This is a genomic window from Noviherbaspirillum sp., assembly GCF_035627455.1.
Classification (GTDB): domain Bacteria; phylum Pseudomonadota; class Gammaproteobacteria; order Burkholderiales; family Burkholderiaceae_D; genus Noviherbaspirillum.
In genome coordinates, this window is sequence record NZ_DASPLS010000064.1 from 1 (window position 1) to 14,346 (window position 14,346).

The following is a 14,346-nucleotide window of genomic DNA, read 5'->3' on the forward strand; positions in this document are numbered from 1 at the left end:
CAAGTTGACGACCTGCTCGCGAAGTATGGCGAGAGCCATCTTCATCCCGTGAACGAAGCGATCCATTGCATCTGCATTCCGGCCATCATGTTTTCCTTCCTCGGCCTGGTATGGGCGGCGCATCCGCTGGCGGCGCTGGCGGTCAGCCTGGCGGCCCTGGCCTACTATTTCCGGCTGTCGGCGCGGTTCGCGTTCGGCATGCTGCTGATGTCCGGCGCGATGCTGTGGATCCTGTCGCTGTTGCCGCAGACGCGGATCCTGGAAATTTCGCTGACGATCTTCGTCCTTGCCTGGATCGGGCAGTTCATCGGCCACAAGATCGAGGGCAAGAAGCCGTCGTTCTTCGACGACCTGCGCTTCCTGCTGATCGGGCCGCTGTTCGTGCTCGGCGTCCTGTACCGGCGCCTGCACATCGCCTACTGACGGATTTTTTCATCGCAGGGCGGTCTCGCGTCCTGCAAACGCCGGTCATGGCCTGACCGCATTCCATGCCGCTTCCGCGAAGATCTCGCGGTAAGCCTTGATATCCGTGTGCACGCGGCCGGACAGCCACAGGCGGGCATAGTCGTGCGACGGCCCGGTGAGGATAGAGCCGTAGCATTCCAGCGGCAGCTTCTTCAGCTCGCCTTTTTCGATGAAGGGCTTGAACCATCCGAACACTTCGCTCATCTTCCTGCGGCTGCGCTCCTGCAGCTCGCCCGCCATGCCGCCCTTGGCCAGCACGCCCCGGTTGTAAAGAACGAAGCGTGCCCGGTCCGGGTTGGCGGACACCCAGTCGATATAGGCGTACGTCACTGCCTTGACGCCTTCCTGCGCGGTACGCGCCTGCGCCAGCAGCGCCTGCTGGTAATCCTGGTAGCCGGCGATCGCGTCGACATACAGCGTCGCGGCAATGATTTCCTTGCCGCCAAAGTGGTGATACATGCTGCCCACGCTGGCGCCGGAGCGCTCGCGGATCATCTCGATCGTGGTCGCCTCGATGCCGTGCTCGTTGAAGCAGGCGAGGGCAGCATCGAGGATTTCCTGCTTTCTGCTTTTCCTGGTGGTGGTCGTCATCGCGATTAGACTGGTTATACTAGAATTATATTCTAGAATAAAGTTCTAGTCCTGCCGGAGCCGCCGGCGGGCACAGCCGTTACCTTATCCGATCGGAAAGGCAGCGGCAAACAACAACCGGATGACGACCACATCAAGGAGAAAACAATGAACCAGGTTCTGGGGATGTACCAGCAGATGGGCAATGAAGCGTTCAGCAAGGCGGTGACGAATCTGGCGCCGTACTTCTCGACCATTGCGCCGACCTTCACCGCGCTGCGCCCGGGCTATGCGGAAGTGCAGTTCGCCAACCGGCGCGAGGTGCACAACCACATCGGCACGGTGCACGCGATCGCACTGTGCAATGCGGCGGAGCTGGCGGCGGGCACGATGACCACGGTCTCGATCCCCGAGGGCCGGCAGTGGATCCCGGTCGGGATGACGGTGCAATACCTGGCCAAGGCGAAGACCGACGTGCGGGTGGTGGCCGACGGCGCGGGCCTGCCGTGGGATGACGCAGGCGATATCGAGGTGCCGGTGGATGCCTTCGACACCGAAGGCAAGCGCGTCTTCACCGCGAAGATCACGATGAACCTGAAATAAGGGTTCCACCCGACACCACTGTCCGGAGCTGACATGGAATCCACAACCATCCTCGCGTCCGACGGCTTCACCCTGGCCGCCACCCGCTTCGTTCCTGCCGCCGCGCCCAAGGCGGTCGTCGTGCTGCCGTGCGCGATGGGCATCAGGCAGGACTTCTATTTTCCGTTCGCGCAGTTCCTCGCACAGCAAGGGTTCGCGGTACTGACCTTCGACTACCGCGGCGCCGGCGCCTCGGTTCCCGAGAAGCACAGACGCTCCTTGCGCGGCCTGCAAGCCGACCTGTTCATCTGGGCGGAGCGGGACTACAACGCGGCACTGCGGGTAGCGAAGGAATGGCAGCGCAACCTGCCGCTGCTGGTGGTGGGACATTCCCTCGGCGGGCAGTTGCCGGGACTGCTGCCGGACCGCGACCTGATCGACGGCATCCTAACGGTTGCCGCCGGCAGCGGCTACTGGCGTCACAACGTGCCGAAGCTCAAGCGCTATGTCTGGTTCATGTGGTATGTGGCAGTGCCGTTATGTACCCCGCTGTTCGGCTATTTCCCCGGCAAGCGGTTGCGGATGGTGGGCGACCTGCCCAGGGGCGTGGTCTACCAGTGGTCGCGCTGGTGCCGCCATCCGGACTACGTGGTCGATGGCAAGGGAAGGCTGATCCGCGACGGCTTTGACAGGATACGCGTACCCGTGCTGTCCCTGAGTTTCACGGACGACGAGTTGTTGAGCCGGAAAAGCATCGATCGCCTGCATGGCATCTACCGCAATGCGCCGGTGGAGCGGCGCCACATCGCGCCGGCCGACGTGCAGGCGCGCCGCATCGGGCATTTCGGCTTCTTCCGGCCGGAATTCAGGACAACGCTATGGCGCCAGGCGCAGGAATGGCTGGAACAGTGCGCCGCGCGCAACGCCGGACGCTGGCCGCATCTGCAAGTCAGGAGCGCATAATGAAATACTATTCAGTCGCCGAGCTCGACATCACCGACCGCAGCTGGGTCGCCGACTATGCGAAGAATGTCACGCCGATGGTGGAGCGCTACGGCGGCCGCTACCTGGCGCGCACGCCCAAGGTCGAGAAAGTCGAAGGGAGCAGGAAGGCGCCGCAGGTCTTCCTGATCATCGAATGGCCGTCGAAGGAGGCGGCGGCGGCGTTCTACGAGAGCGAGGCATACCGGCCCTGGCGCGAGGCGCGCAGCGCGGGTTCGCACGGCGAATTCGCGCTGGTGGCGGGGGAGGATGTGAGCGGGCTGGCGCGCATCGGCTGAACGGCATGCAAGCAAAAAGGGCTGCCGGATGGGCAGCCCTTTTGTGCACGGTCGCGGCGAAGCCTACCTGCCCGCCATCCCCAGCAGCATCTCGTTGAGGCGCTTCACGAAGCCGGCCGGATCGGCCAGCGTGCCGCCCTCGGCCAGCGATGCCTGGTCGAACAGGATGTGCGACCAGTCGGCGAACTTCGTCTCCTCATACTTGAGGCGCTGCACCAGCGGGTGATCCGGATTGATTTCAAGGATGGGCTTGGATTCCGGCGCATTCTGGCCGGCGGCCTTGAGCATGCGCACCAGGTTGCCCGACAGCTCGTGCTCGTCGGCCACCAGGCAGGCCGGCGAATCCGTCAGACGGAAGGTCACGCGCACGTCCTTGGCCTTGTCGGCCAGCGCACCCTTCATCTTTTCGACCAGCTCCTTGTATTCGGTCTCGGTCTGCTCATGCTGCTTCTTCTCGGCCTCGTCTTCCAGCTTGCCGAGGTCGAGGCCGCCCTTGGCGACCGATGCCAGTTCCTTGCCTTCGACTTCATGCAGGAAGGACAGCATCCACTCGTCCACGCGGTCGGTCAGCAGCAGCACTTCGACGCCCTTCTTGCGGAAGATTTCCAGGTGCGGGCTGTTCTTGGCGGCGGTGTAGTTTTCCGCGGTGACGTAGTAGATCTTGTCCTGGCCTTCCTTCATGCGGCCGATGTAATCGGCGAAGGACACGTTCTGCGCGTCACTGTCGTTATGGGTGGAGGCGAACCGCAGCAGCTTGGCGATGCGTTCCTTGTTCGCATGGTCTTCGCCGACGCCTTCCTTCAACACCTGGCCGAATTCCTTCCAGAAGGTCGCGTACTTGTCCTTCTGTTCCTGCTCCTCGCCGTTGGCCATTTCTTCCAGCAGGCCGAGGACGCGCTTGGTCGAACCCTCGCGGATGGCGCGCACGTCGCGCGACTCCTGCAGGATTTCGCGCGACACGTTCAGCGGCAGGTCGTTCGAGTCGATCACACCCTTCACGAAGCGCAGGTAGACCGGCATCAGCTGCTCGGCATCGTCCATGATGAACACACGCTTCACATACAGCTTGATGCCGCCGCGCTTGTTGCGGTCCCACAGGTCGAACGGCGCCCGCTTCGGGATGTACAGCAGCTGCGTGTATTCGCTGCGGCCCTCGACCCGGTTGTGGGTATAGGCCAGCGGCCCTTCGAAGTCGTGCGACACGTGCTTGTAGAATTCTTCGTACTGCTCGGCCGTGATGTCGGACTTGCTGCGGGACCACAGCGCGCTGGCCTGGTTGACCGTCTCGAACTCGTCCTTGATGACGGTTTCCTTCTTTTCCTCGTCCCACTCCTCTTTCTGCATCAGGATGGGCAGCGAGATGTGGTCGGAATACTTGCGGATGATGGATTTCAGCTTCCACACCGACAGCAGCTCGTCCTCGCCCTCGCGCAGGTGCAGCGTGATATCGGTGCCGCGGCCCGGCTTGTCGATCGGCTCGACGGTGAAGTCGCCTTCGCCGCGCGACTCCCAGCGCACGCCGTCGGCGGCGGACAGCCCGGCGCGGCGGGTCTCGACGGTGATCCGGTCGGCGACGATGAAGCCGGAATAGAAGCCGACGCCGAACTGGCCGATCAGCGCCGCATCCTTCTGCTGGTCGCCCGACAGCCTCGAGAAGAATTCCTTGGTGCCGGACTTGGCGATGGTGCCGAGGTGCTCGATGGCTTCCTCGCGGCTCATCCCGATGCCGTTGTCGGCGATGGTGATGGTGCGCGCAGCCTTGTCGAAGGTGACCCTGATCTTCAGTTCCGGATCGTTCTCGAACAGCGCCGCATTGTTGATCGCCTCGAAACGCAGCTTGTCGGCGGCGTCGGACGCATTCGAGATCAGTTCGCGCAGGAAGATTTCCTTGTTGGAGTACAAGGAATGGATCATCAGTTGCAGCAGTTGCTTGACCTCAGCCTGGAACCCCAGGGTCTGTTTTTCGGATGCAGCCATTTTTTCCTCAAGAGTCGATGTAGTCATGTCAGGCGTAATGATGAAAAACGGTAATGTGGCGGGGAGATGGAGGCGGGTTCCCGGATTTCAAGAGCTGTCTTTTGTTGCGGCGCAACAGAGACGGTGCCGCTTCAGCCGGCTTTCCCGATGTGCCGCTCGAGCAAGCGCAGCACGCCCGCATCCGATACCGCGGCGACATTGATCCGCATCCGGGTGGACGGCAGCTGGCTCGGCGAGAACAGCGCACCCGGGGCGAGCAGGTAGCCTTCCTCCAGCGCCTTCTCGGTCAGTACGTTTGTGTCGCAGCCGGCGTCGGCCCACACGAACATGCCCGCCGGCGTCGCGATATCCACCTTCAGCCCGACGCGCTCCAACTGCTTCACGTTCTTGTCGCGCACCGCGTCCAGCTTGCTGCGCAGGCGGTCGACGTGCTTGCGGTAGTGCCCTTCCGACAGGATCTTGTAGACCACGCGCTCGCCGATCTCGGAGGTGGTGAGCGTGGTCAGCATCTTGCGGTCGGCCAGGCGCTCGGCGATCTCGGCCGATGCCGCGATAAAGCCCACGCGCAGGTTGGCCGCCAGCGTCTTGGAAAATCCGCCGAGGTAGATCACCCGCTGCAGCTGGTCGAGCGATGCGATGCGGGTGGCCGGCTGCACGCTGGAGCCGGGATGCAGGTCGCAGTAGATGTCATCCTCGACGATCGTGATGTCATGCTGCTCGGCGATCTTCAGGACCTGGAAGGCCTTGGCCGCCGACAGCGAGGTCGAGGTCGGGTTGTGCAGCACCGAATTGATGACGTAGAGCCTGGGCTTGTGCGCGGCGGCCAGTTCGGCCAGTCTGGCGATGTCCGGTCCGTCCGGCAGGCGCGGGATCCCGACCACCTTTGCGCCGAGCGTGGCGAAGGAGCCGAACATCAGGAACCAGGCCGGGTCGTCCACGAAGATGGTGTCGCCGGGCCGGGTGAAGTGGCGCGCCACCAGGTCCAGCCCCTGGGTAATGCCGGAAGTGGTCAGGATCTGCTCCGGCGCGGCGGCGATTTCCAGCTCGGCCAGCTTGAGCTGCAGCTGCTGGCGCAGCGGCAGGAAGCCCTGCGGATTTCCGTATTGCACCAGCAGGTTCTGGTTCTGCCGGCTGATCGCGCGCAGGCCGTTGGCGATCAGCTCGCCATCCAGCCAGTCGCTCGGCAACAGGCCCGAGCCGGGCGTCTTCTGCGGCGGCAGCTGCTGGCGGAACATATTGCGCACCAGCCACACCACATCCAGGTGCTGCGGCACCGGATCGGCCGGACGGGGGCCGGGCGGCGCCGCCAGCGGCGCGCGCTCGCGCACATAGAACCCGGACCCGCGCCGCGATTCGAGGTAGCCGCGGGCGACCAGCCGGTCATAGGCTTCGACCACCGTGAATCGCGACACGCCATGCAGTTCCGCGAACTGGCGGATCGAAGGCATGCGCGCGCCGCTGCGCAGCAGCTTGTCGTCGATGCGCAACTCGATCGAGCGCACGATCTGGTCGACCAGCGACTCGCCGGCGTCGCGCGACAAGATCTGGGGTGCCGCCAGGTTCAGCGCGGCGGATCTGCGGGCGGGTGCTGTATTGGTCATTTTGCCGTGACAGTGGTCAAGATTATTTGATGAACTGTACTGGTACTGTACCGGTAAGTTCATTTAGGATAAGTCAACCGACAACAAACCGCAACCTTGAACGGCTGCCAAACTTTCCCGAAAGCGAACCATGACCGAGCTGCTTCCCACCCGCGCCGACCTCGACCACGCCGCCGGCATCGTGTATCGCGCGATGCCGCCGACGCCGCAATACAGCTGGCCCCTGCTCAACGAAGCGCTCGGCACCGAGGCATGGGTCAAGCATGAGAACCACACGCCGACCGGCGCCTTCAAGGTGCGCGGCGGCCTGGTGTATCTCCACGAGCTGGCACGCCGCGCGCCGCAGGTCGCCGGCGTGGTTTCGGCCACCCGCGGCAATCATGGGCAGTCGATCGGCCTGGCCGCGCGTCGCCACGGGATGCAGGCGACGATTGTGGTTCCCCGCGGCAACAGCAGGGAAAAGAATGCGGCGATGCGCGCGCTCGGCGTCAACCTGGTCGAGCACGGCGACGAATTCCAGGAAAGCCGCGAACACGCGGCGCGCCTGGCCGAGGAGCAGCGCCTGCACATGGTGCCGTCCTTTCACCGCGACCTGGTCGGCGGGGTCGCGACCTACTGGATGGAACTGTTTGCCGCGCAGCCGGATCTGGACGTGGTCTTCGTGGCGATCGGGCAGGGGTCCGGCATCTGCGGCGCGATCGCCGCGCGCAACGCGCTCGCTCTCAAGACGCGCATCGTCGGCGTGGTGTCTGCCCATGCGCTGGCATACAAGCTTTCCTTCGAGCAGGGACGCAAGCTGGAGTCGCCGGTCGGCACCGTGCTTGCCGACGGCATGGCCTGCCGCGTGCCGGACGACGCCTCGCTGGAACTGATCCGGAAATATGTCGACGAAGTGGTGGCCGTGACCGATGACGAAGTGGCCGCCGCAATGCGCCTGTACTACGTCGCCACCCATAACGCGGCCGAAGGCGCGGGCGCCGCGCCGCTGGCGGCCGCGCTGCAGCGCAGGGACCGGCTGCGCGGGCTCAAGGTCGGACTGCCGCTGGGCGGCGGCAACGTCGACCACGACATGTTCGCGCGGGTGCTTGCCAGCGCCGATCCCCTGCCTTGTTGATCACGGAGGAAAACATGGAATCACTGCTGCCGCTTTCGCTGTTCGCGTTCGTGTCCTCGATCACGCCTGGCCCGAACAACATCATGCTCACCTCGTCGGGCATCCGCTTCGGATTCCGGCGTTCGCTGCCGCACATGCTCGGCATCGTCTTCGGTTTCGGCGTCATGCTCGCCTTGTGCGCGGCCGGCGTCGGCAGCCTGCTGCTGGCGATGCCGGGGCTGCACGTGGCGATGAAGGCTTGCGGTTCCGCCTATTTGCTGTATCTGGCCTGGCAGTTGCGCAACATGTCCTTGGGCCAGGGGAATGACGGCCAGGCACGGCCGATGAGTTTCGGCGGCGCTGCACTGTTCCAGTTCGTCAATCCGAAGGCATGGGTGATGGCGCTGACCGGCGTCTCCGCCTTCCTGCCGCCGGTGCAGCCGGTGTGGCTTGCGGTGGCGCTGTTCTGCCTGGTGTTCTGCGCCATCAACCTGCCTTGCGTAAGCGTCTGGGCGGGCACCGGCGCGGCGCTGCGCCGCTACCTCGCGCAGCCGGAATGGCAACGCCTGTTCTGCGCCGTCATGGTCGTACTGACGCTGTATTCGGCCGTCTCGATCTGGCTGTAAGGGGGGGCGGGGATGAAGCTGTCGATGTCGGAATTGAGCGCCCGCCTGCCAGGGCCGCCGTCGGGGGCGTGGCCGCAGGGAGAGCGCTTCATGCGCGGTTTCGCGCATGGCACGATGAGCGTGGAGCTGTATGCGCCGCGCGGCCACGATCCGCAGACGCCGCATGCGCAGGACGAACTGTATTTCGTCATGCAGGGCAGGGGTGAACTGCGCATCGGCGATGCGTGCCACGATTTCGAGGCGGGCGATGCCTTTTTCGTGCCGGCCGGTATGCCGCACCGCTTCGGGAATTTCACGGACGATTTCGCGACTTGGGTAGTGTTCTGGGGACCGCAGGGAGGAGAGCAATGAACGGATCATCATTGACGCAGGAAACGCGTGGCATGTGGCTGGGCACGATCGGCGTCGCGATCTTCAGCCTGACCCTGCCGTTTACCCGGATGGCGGTGGCGGAGCTGAACCCGGTGCTGGTGGCGCTCGGACGCGCGGTGGTTGCCGCGCTGGCGTCGGCGCTGCTGCTGTGGTGGCTGGACGCGCCGCGCCCGACGCGTACCCAGTTGCGCGCGCTGATCGTCACCGCGCTCGGCGTGGTGATCGGCTTTCCGGTGTTGAGTTCGATCGCGATGCGCTACGTGCCGGCGTCGCACGGCGCGATCGTGATCGGCGTGCTGCCGCTGGCAACCGCGGTATTCGGCGCGCTGCGCTTCGGCGAGCGGCCATCGCTCGCCTTCTGGCTGTCGGCGCTGGCAGGTTCGGCGCTGGTGGTCGCGTTCGCGGTTTGGCAGGGCGGCGGCGCCTTGCATGCCGCCGATCTCGCGCTGTTCGGCGCGGTGGTGGCGGCGGCGATGGGCTACGCCGAGGGCGGCAGGCTGTCGCAATCGATGGGCGGGCAACAGGTGATTTCCTGGGCGCTGGTGCTGTCGATGCCGGTGCTGCTGCCGGTCACGCTGTGGCTGTGCTGGCACTACGGCGTGGAAGCCTCGCCGCGCGCCTGGATAGGATTCGGCTACGTGTCCATATTTTCGATGTTTATTGGGTTCTTCTTTTGGTATAAAGGGCTGGCGCTGGGCGGCATCGCGCGCGTCGGGCAGGTGCAGCTGGTGCAACCTTTCCTGACGCTCATCGGCGCCGCGCTGATTCTTGGCGAAACGCTGGATGCGCGCAATTTCCTGTTTGCCATTGCGGTGATCGCGGTCGTCGCGGTCGGCAGGCGGACCGCGATCCGCCGCTAGCGGTATAAAATCGTCATCCCTTAATTCGATTGCCACCATTCTGGAGAACATCTTGTCCGTCTACGAAAAGCTCAAAGCACTCAACATCGAACTGCCGGCGGTCGCCGCGCCGGCCGCGGCCTACGTGATGTACGCGCAAACCGGCAACACCGTGTTCGTGTCCGGCCATATCGCGAAGAAGGACGGCAAGCCCTGGGTCGGCCAGCTCGGCAAGAACATGACGACCGAGGAAGGCAAGCAGGCCGCGCGCGCGGTCGCGGTCGACCTGATCGCGACGCTGCAGGCGGCCGCCGGCGGCGACCTGAACCGCGTCAAGCGCATCGTCAAGGTGATGAGCCTGGTCAATTCGACCTCCGAATTCACGGAACAGCACCTCGTGACCAACGGCGCATCGGAACTGTTCGGCGAAGTGTTCGGCGAGCAGGGCAAGCATGCGCGCTCCGCGTTCGGCGTGGCGCAGATTCCGCTCGGCGCCTGCGTCGAGATCGAGCTGATCGCCGAACTCGGCTGATCAAGGAAAGGACATGCAGCGCCGCTTCCGCCAGGTCGACGTCTTCACCACCATTCCTTACCAGGGCAATCCGGTGGCGGTCATCCTTGACGGCGACGGCCTGACGACGGCGCAGATGCAGGCGATCGCGCGCTGGACCAATCTGTCCGAGACCACCTTCGTCTGCGCGCCGACGCGGCCGGGGGCGGATTACCTGCTGCGCATTTTCTGCCCCGCCAACGAGATGCGCTTCGCCGGCCATCCCACCATCGGCAGCGCGCATGCGCTGCTGGCGTCCGGCTTCGTTTCGGGGCGCCCGGGCGAACTGGTGCAGGAATGCGGCGTTGGCCTGGTGCGCTTGAAGACCGGCGAGGACGGCATCCGGATCGCGCTGCCCGCAGCGCAGTTCCGGCAGGTCGGCGACGAGGTGCGGGCCGCGGTCGAGTCCGCACTCGGCGCCGCGCTGCTCGACGCGCCGGTGGTGGTCGATCTCGGCGTGGCATGGCTGACCGGGCAGGTCGCGAGCGGCGAGCTGCTGCGCAGCCTGCGCCCGGATATGGGCAAAATCGCTGCGGCGGCAAGCCGGGCGGGCGCCAACGGCATCAACATCTTCGGCATGGATGGCGACGTGGTCGAGGTGCGCTCCTTCGCGCCGCATGAAGGCACGCCGGAAGACCCGGTATGCGGCAGCGGCAACGGCGCGGTCGCCTATTACCTGCACCAGCGGCGCGGCGAGCAGGATTACCGCGCGCGGCAGGGACGCTGCGTCGGCCGCGACGGGCATATTGCCATTGCTTATGAAAATGGCAGCATCTGGTTGTCCGGGCAAGCCGTCAATTGCATCGAAGGTAGCATCGCCGCTTAGTTTAGAATCGAGGTTCGGGCGGCGTGTACCCGACGCCGCCCCAGGGTCGGTTTGCCACAAGCAGACCGGAAAACAAAGAGGCGTCCATCGCCGTACATTACAGTGAGACAAGCATGAAAATGGAAAATCCTGCACCCATCCAGTGGCAATTCTCCGAGCGCGCACAGCAGCTGCAGAGCTCGGTCATCCGCGAAATCCTGAAAGTGACAGTCCGTCCGGACGTCATTTCCTTCGCGGGCGGCCTGCCTTCCCCGGCCACCTTCCCGGTCGAGCGCATGCGCGCCGCCTTCGACACCGTGCTGTCGAACCAGGGCAAGGTTGCGCTGCAATACGGTCCGACCGACGGCTACGGCCCGTTGCGGGAATGGATTGCCGAATCGCTGTCGGGCGAGGGCGCGAAGATCCTGCCGGAACAGGTGTTGATGGTCTCCGGCTCGCAGCAGGGCCTGGACCTGCTGGCCAAGGTGCTGATCGACGAGGGCAGCAAGGTGCTGGTGGAAACCCCGAGCTACCTCGGCGCATTGCAGGCGTTTTCCGTTTACCGTCCGGAGTTCGTGTCGGTGCCGACCGACGACCACGGACTGATTCCCGAACAGCTCGCCGGCGTCGCACAGGGCGCGCGCCTGCTGTATGCGCTGCCGAACTTCCAGAACCCGACCGGGCGCACGCTGTCGGTCGAGCGCCGCGCCGCCCTGGTGGAAAGCTGCGCGCGCCTCGGCCTGCCGCTGATCGAGGACGATCCCTATGGCGCGCTCAGCTATCGCGGCGAGCCGCTGCCGAAGATGCTGACCATGAATCCGAACGGCGTGATCTACATGGGCTCCTTCTCCAAGGTGCTCACGCCCGGCATCCGCCTCGGCTACGTGGTCGCGCCGGTGCCGCTGATCCGCAAGCTGGAACAGGCCAAGCAGGCCGCCGACCTGCACACCGCGCAGCTGACGCAGATGGTGGTGCATGAGGTGGTCAAGGACGGCTTCCTGAACGAACACATCCCGACCATCCGCAAGCTGTATGCCGACCAGTGCGAAGCCATGCTTGCCGCGCTGGCCGAATTCTTCCCGTCGTCCGTGACCTGGACGCGGCCGGAAGGCGGCATGTTCATCTGGGTCACGCTGCCCAAGCATATCGACAGCATGAAGCTGCTGGATGAGGCGGTCGCGCAGAATGTCGCATTCGTGCCGGGCGCGCCTTTCTACGCGAACGCGCCCGAGCAGAACACGCTGCGCCTGTCCTTCGTCACCGTTCCGCCGGAGAAGATCCGCGAGGGCGTGGAACGCCTCGGCAAGCTGATCGCCGCCAAGCTGTAACAGCCGCGCCGCCGGCCCTGCGCCGGCGGCTTTCCTCTTCCATTGCATTTCATTCCCGACCGGGCTGACCATCGTTGGCGCCCCGGTTTTGTCCGTTCGTGTAAGCCCTGCGAACTTCCCGTTGTAATTAGGCATTTCAATCGAAAAATTTCCTTTTGGTCATCAAGGCGATTGCTTTATGTTGAAATTCTTTTGCTAGACTTGCCAAAAAAACATTTTGGAGCAGCACGCAGCAACTGAAATCGGGGAGGGCAGAATGACGAGGATCACCGGTACCAATGGCGCCGACCAGCTCGTTGGCGGAAGCGCGGACGATGTGATTCTGGCGGGAGACGGCAATGACACGCTGGACGGCGGCGCCGGCTGCGATGACCTGTACGGCGGCGGCGGCAGCGATTACTACATCATCCGGGATCGTTACGACCATGTGTCCGACGCCGACGGGGATAACGGCGGCCTGATCTATGCCGACTTCTACAAGCCCGCCTACAGCATGGCGTACTGGCGATGGGCCGATGGCGTCGCGCGCCTTCCGTACTGGCTGGATGCGATGCTGCCGGAGGAGGCGTCCGGTTTCACCAAGCTGCTCGGCAGCGGCAAGACCTTCAACTACTGTTTCGCGACGTCGGCGCCGATCTACTTCGACGAAGGCGTCTCGGCCGGTTTCGCCGCCTTCAACGCCCAGCAGAAGGCGTTCGCCCGGCAGGCAATGGATTACATTTCGCGCGTAATCGACGTGAGCTTCGTCGAAACCGCCAGTCCCGATGCGCACAACACCATCGTATTCGCCAACAACGACCAGGGATCGTCCTCCTCCGGCTATGCCTATTATCCGGACGGCGCCACCTACTACGGAAACGACATCCTGCTCAACAACGGGCAGGAGAATACCGTTCCGTCGGCGACCGGGTATTCCGCGCTGGTGCTGATCCACGAACTGGGCCACGCGCTCGGCCTGAAACATCCTTTCGACGATGGCAACGCCGAAGGCCCCTACCTCGAACCCGGCGAGGATTCCGCGCCGTGGACGGTGATGAGCTACGACTCCACGCCGGATGCCTACGCGCTGCGTTTTGCGCCGCTCGATATCGCGGCGCTCCAGTATCTGTACGGACCGAGCAAGGCCGCAACCGGCAATGATGTGTACACGCTGACCGCGAATGCCGCCAACTTCATCTGGGATGGCGCCGGCGTCGACACCATCGACGGTTCCGCGCTCACGCATGGGCTGAACCTTTTCCTTGAGCCGGGATACTGGGGCTACATCGGCTCGAAATCGAGCAACATCTACGCCGCGGGGCAGGTCACGGTCAATTTCGGCACGGTGATCGAGAATGTGCAGGGCGGCCAGGCCGATGATGTCATTTTCGGCAATGGCGCCGCGAACGGCATCTGCGGCGGGGCCGGCAGCGACACCATCGAGGGCGCGGCCGGAGACGACGTGATCGACGGCGGGGAAGGCAACGACACCGCACTCGGCCTGCACGGCAGGGATCTGTTTGCCGGCGGCGCGGGCGAAGACCGGATGATCCTGAAGCAGTCGGCATCGCAGATGGAGGTCATCAAGCTGCGTGACGGGGCGGCGGTCGTCACCGATGCCGGCGGCGCCAACCTGGTGCTCTGCCGTGATGTCGAGCGCATCTATTTTGCGGATGCGCTGGCCAACCTCGGCACGGCCGCCATCGCCCGCCAGCTCGACGCGACGCTCGCACAAGTCTATGTCGCGGCATTCCGCCGCGCGCCCGAGCTGAGCGGTTACGAATACTGGGCGAAGGAAGTCGCGGCCAGGGGCATCACGGCCGCCGCGGACACCATCTTTTCGCTGGACGGCGTGAAGGCGCTTTACCCGGCCGATATGAGTGCCGGGGAATTTGTCGCGACCATCTACGCGAACGTATTCAACCGGGCGCCCGATGCCGAGGGACTGAAATACTGGTCGGAACAGGTCGCTGCAAGCTCGCGCGGACAGGTGGTGATCGACATGACCTGCGCGGCGCTGCATGCGGCCGACGGCACCCCGGGCAAGGCATACTTCCAGAACCGCGTCGACTGGTCCCTGTATGCGCTCGACTACCAGCATGAGCAGGGCAAGGACATGCCGATCACCCGTCTCGACGAACTCACCGCCGGGATCGGCGCCGACACCGCCGCGCTGATCACGCTGATCGGGCAAGCCGAATCCGGCGCGGCAATCTGAGCACGGCACGGGGCGCGCGCCTACACCATCCTGCACCGCGGTGCCAGCGCCAAATTTGCCG

The 14,346-nt window shown here is 64.5% G+C and carries 15 protein-coding genes; 12 read left to right on the top strand and 3 right to left on the bottom strand.

Translation table 11 applies throughout. The features are described 5' to 3' along the window. A partial coding sequence (locus tag VEC01_RS11940; protein ID WP_324901062.1) for a DUF962 domain-containing protein occupies positions 1-423 on the top strand: 423 nt, incomplete at its 5' end. 45 nt (positions 424-468) lie between these two features. Here the strand turns inward: VEC01_RS11940 and VEC01_RS11945 are convergent. Next, complete coding sequence (locus VEC01_RS11945) at positions 469-1,056, bottom strand: TetR/AcrR family transcriptional regulator (RefSeq protein WP_324901063.1); 588 nt, start codon at positions 1,054-1,056, stop codon at positions 469-471. Between the two features lie 147 nt (positions 1,057-1,203). Between VEC01_RS11945 and VEC01_RS11950 the strand changes: the two genes are divergently transcribed. Genes VEC01_RS11950 through VEC01_RS11960 form a run of 3 tightly spaced genes read left to right on the top strand, consistent with a single transcriptional unit; the run spans position 1,204 to position 2,897 of the window. Continuing rightward, complete coding sequence (locus VEC01_RS11950) at positions 1,204-1,638, top strand: hotdog fold domain-containing protein (RefSeq protein ID WP_324901065.1); 435 nt, start codon at positions 1,204-1,206, stop codon at positions 1,636-1,638. Between the two features lie 33 nt (positions 1,639-1,671). Continuing rightward, positions 1,672-2,580 (top strand): alpha/beta fold hydrolase, encoded by a 909-nt coding sequence (locus VEC01_RS11955; protein WP_324901067.1) that lies wholly within the window; start codon positions 1,672-1,674, stop codon positions 2,578-2,580. Continuing rightward, on the top strand, positions 2,580-2,897 hold the full coding sequence (locus tag VEC01_RS11960) for a DUF1330 domain-containing protein (RefSeq protein WP_324901068.1): 318 nt from the start codon (positions 2,580-2,582) through the stop codon (positions 2,895-2,897). Before VEC01_RS11955 ends, VEC01_RS11960 begins: the two co-directional genes overlap by 1 nt. 63 nt (positions 2,898-2,960) lie before the next feature. Here the strand turns inward: VEC01_RS11960 and htpG are convergent, their stop codons facing one another. Next, complete coding sequence (htpG, locus tag VEC01_RS11965; protein ID WP_324901070.1) at positions 2,961-4,874, bottom strand: molecular chaperone HtpG; 1,914 nt, start codon at positions 4,872-4,874, stop codon at positions 2,961-2,963. A gap of 131 nt (positions 4,875-5,005) precedes the next feature. Continuing rightward, entirely contained in the window at positions 5,006-6,475 is a 1,470-nt protein-coding gene (locus VEC01_RS11970; RefSeq protein WP_324901072.1) for a PLP-dependent aminotransferase family protein, read from the bottom strand. 130 nt (positions 6,476-6,605) lie between these two features. Here VEC01_RS11970 and VEC01_RS11975 point away from each other — a divergent pair, with 130 nt between their 5' ends. The 8 genes from VEC01_RS11975 to VEC01_RS12010 all read left to right on the top strand — a co-directional run bounded on the left by VEC01_RS11975 (position 6,606) and on the right by VEC01_RS12010 (position 14,285). After that, entirely contained in the window at positions 6,606-7,589 is a 984-nt protein-coding gene (locus tag VEC01_RS11975) for a threonine dehydratase (protein WP_324901073.1), read from the top strand. Between the two features lie 14 nt (positions 7,590-7,603). Then, on the top strand, positions 7,604-8,194 hold the full coding sequence (locus tag VEC01_RS11980; RefSeq protein ID WP_324901074.1) for a LysE family translocator: 591 nt from the start codon (positions 7,604-7,606) through the stop codon (positions 8,192-8,194). Positions 8,195-8,206: 12 nt separating this feature from the next. Then, positions 8,207-8,545, top strand: coding sequence for a cupin domain-containing protein (locus VEC01_RS11985; RefSeq protein ID WP_324901075.1), 339 nt, complete (start codon positions 8,207-8,209; stop codon positions 8,543-8,545). Then, the gene (locus tag VEC01_RS11990) at positions 8,542-9,426 is read left to right on the top strand and encodes a DMT family transporter (protein WP_324901076.1); all 885 of its coding nucleotides are present in this window, start codon (positions 8,542-8,544) and stop codon (positions 9,424-9,426) included. The genes VEC01_RS11985 and VEC01_RS11990 overlap by 4 nt, the downstream gene beginning before the upstream one ends. Before the next feature lie 52 nt (positions 9,427-9,478). Next, the gene (locus VEC01_RS11995; RefSeq protein WP_324901077.1) at positions 9,479-9,937 is read left to right on the top strand and encodes a RidA family protein; all 459 of its coding nucleotides are present in this window, start codon (positions 9,479-9,481) and stop codon (positions 9,935-9,937) included. Positions 9,938-9,950: 13 nt separating this feature from the next. Beyond that, positions 9,951-10,781: a PhzF family phenazine biosynthesis protein gene (locus tag VEC01_RS12000; protein ID WP_324901079.1), complete on the top strand. Its 831-nt coding sequence runs from the start codon at positions 9,951-9,953 to the stop codon at positions 10,779-10,781. Between the two features lie 113 nt (positions 10,782-10,894). Next, positions 10,895-12,088, top strand: a complete 1,194-nt coding sequence (locus tag VEC01_RS12005; protein WP_324901080.1) for a PLP-dependent aminotransferase family protein — start codon at positions 10,895-10,897, stop codon at positions 12,086-12,088. A 256-nt stretch (positions 12,089-12,344) separates the two neighbouring features. Further along, complete coding sequence (locus VEC01_RS12010) at positions 12,345-14,285, top strand: DUF4214 domain-containing protein (protein WP_324901081.1); 1,941 nt, start codon at positions 12,345-12,347, stop codon at positions 14,283-14,285. Positions 14,286-14,346: the final 61 nt, after the last annotated feature.

Excerpts from the sequence above, each read along its gene's own strand:
- VEC01_RS11945 (WP_324901063.1), bottom strand. The coding sequence starts at position 1,056 with ATGACGACCACCACCAGGAAAAGCAGAAAGCAGGAAATCCTCGATGCT.
- VEC01_RS11950 (WP_324901065.1), top strand. The coding sequence starts at position 1,204 with ATGAACCAGGTTCTGGGGATGTACCAGCAGATGGGCAATGAAGCGTTC.
- VEC01_RS11955 (WP_324901067.1), top strand. The coding sequence starts at position 1,672 with ATGGAATCCACAACCATCCTCGCGTCCGACGGCTTCACCCTGGCCGCC.
- VEC01_RS11960 (WP_324901068.1), top strand. The coding sequence starts at position 2,580 with ATGAAATACTATTCAGTCGCCGAGCTCGACATCACCGACCGCAGCTGG.
- htpG (WP_324901070.1), bottom strand. The coding sequence starts at position 4,874 with ATGGCTGCATCCGAAAAACAGACCCTGGGGTTCCAGGCTGAGGTCAAG.
- VEC01_RS11970 (WP_324901072.1), bottom strand. The coding sequence starts at position 6,475 with ATGACCAATACAGCACCCGCCCGCAGATCCGCCGCGCTGAACCTGGCG.
- VEC01_RS11975 (WP_324901073.1), top strand. The coding sequence starts at position 6,606 with ATGACCGAGCTGCTTCCCACCCGCGCCGACCTCGACCACGCCGCCGGC.
- VEC01_RS11980 (WP_324901074.1), top strand. The coding sequence starts at position 7,604 with ATGGAATCACTGCTGCCGCTTTCGCTGTTCGCGTTCGTGTCCTCGATC.
- VEC01_RS11985 (WP_324901075.1), top strand. The coding sequence starts at position 8,207 with ATGAAGCTGTCGATGTCGGAATTGAGCGCCCGCCTGCCAGGGCCGCCG.
- VEC01_RS11990 (WP_324901076.1), top strand. The coding sequence starts at position 8,542 with ATGAACGGATCATCATTGACGCAGGAAACGCGTGGCATGTGGCTGGGC.
- VEC01_RS12000 (WP_324901079.1), top strand. The coding sequence starts at position 9,951 with ATGCAGCGCCGCTTCCGCCAGGTCGACGTCTTCACCACCATTCCTTAC.
- VEC01_RS12005 (WP_324901080.1), top strand. The coding sequence starts at position 10,895 with ATGAAAATGGAAAATCCTGCACCCATCCAGTGGCAATTCTCCGAGCGC.
- VEC01_RS12010 (WP_324901081.1), top strand. The coding sequence starts at position 12,345 with ATGACGAGGATCACCGGTACCAATGGCGCCGACCAGCTCGTTGGCGGA.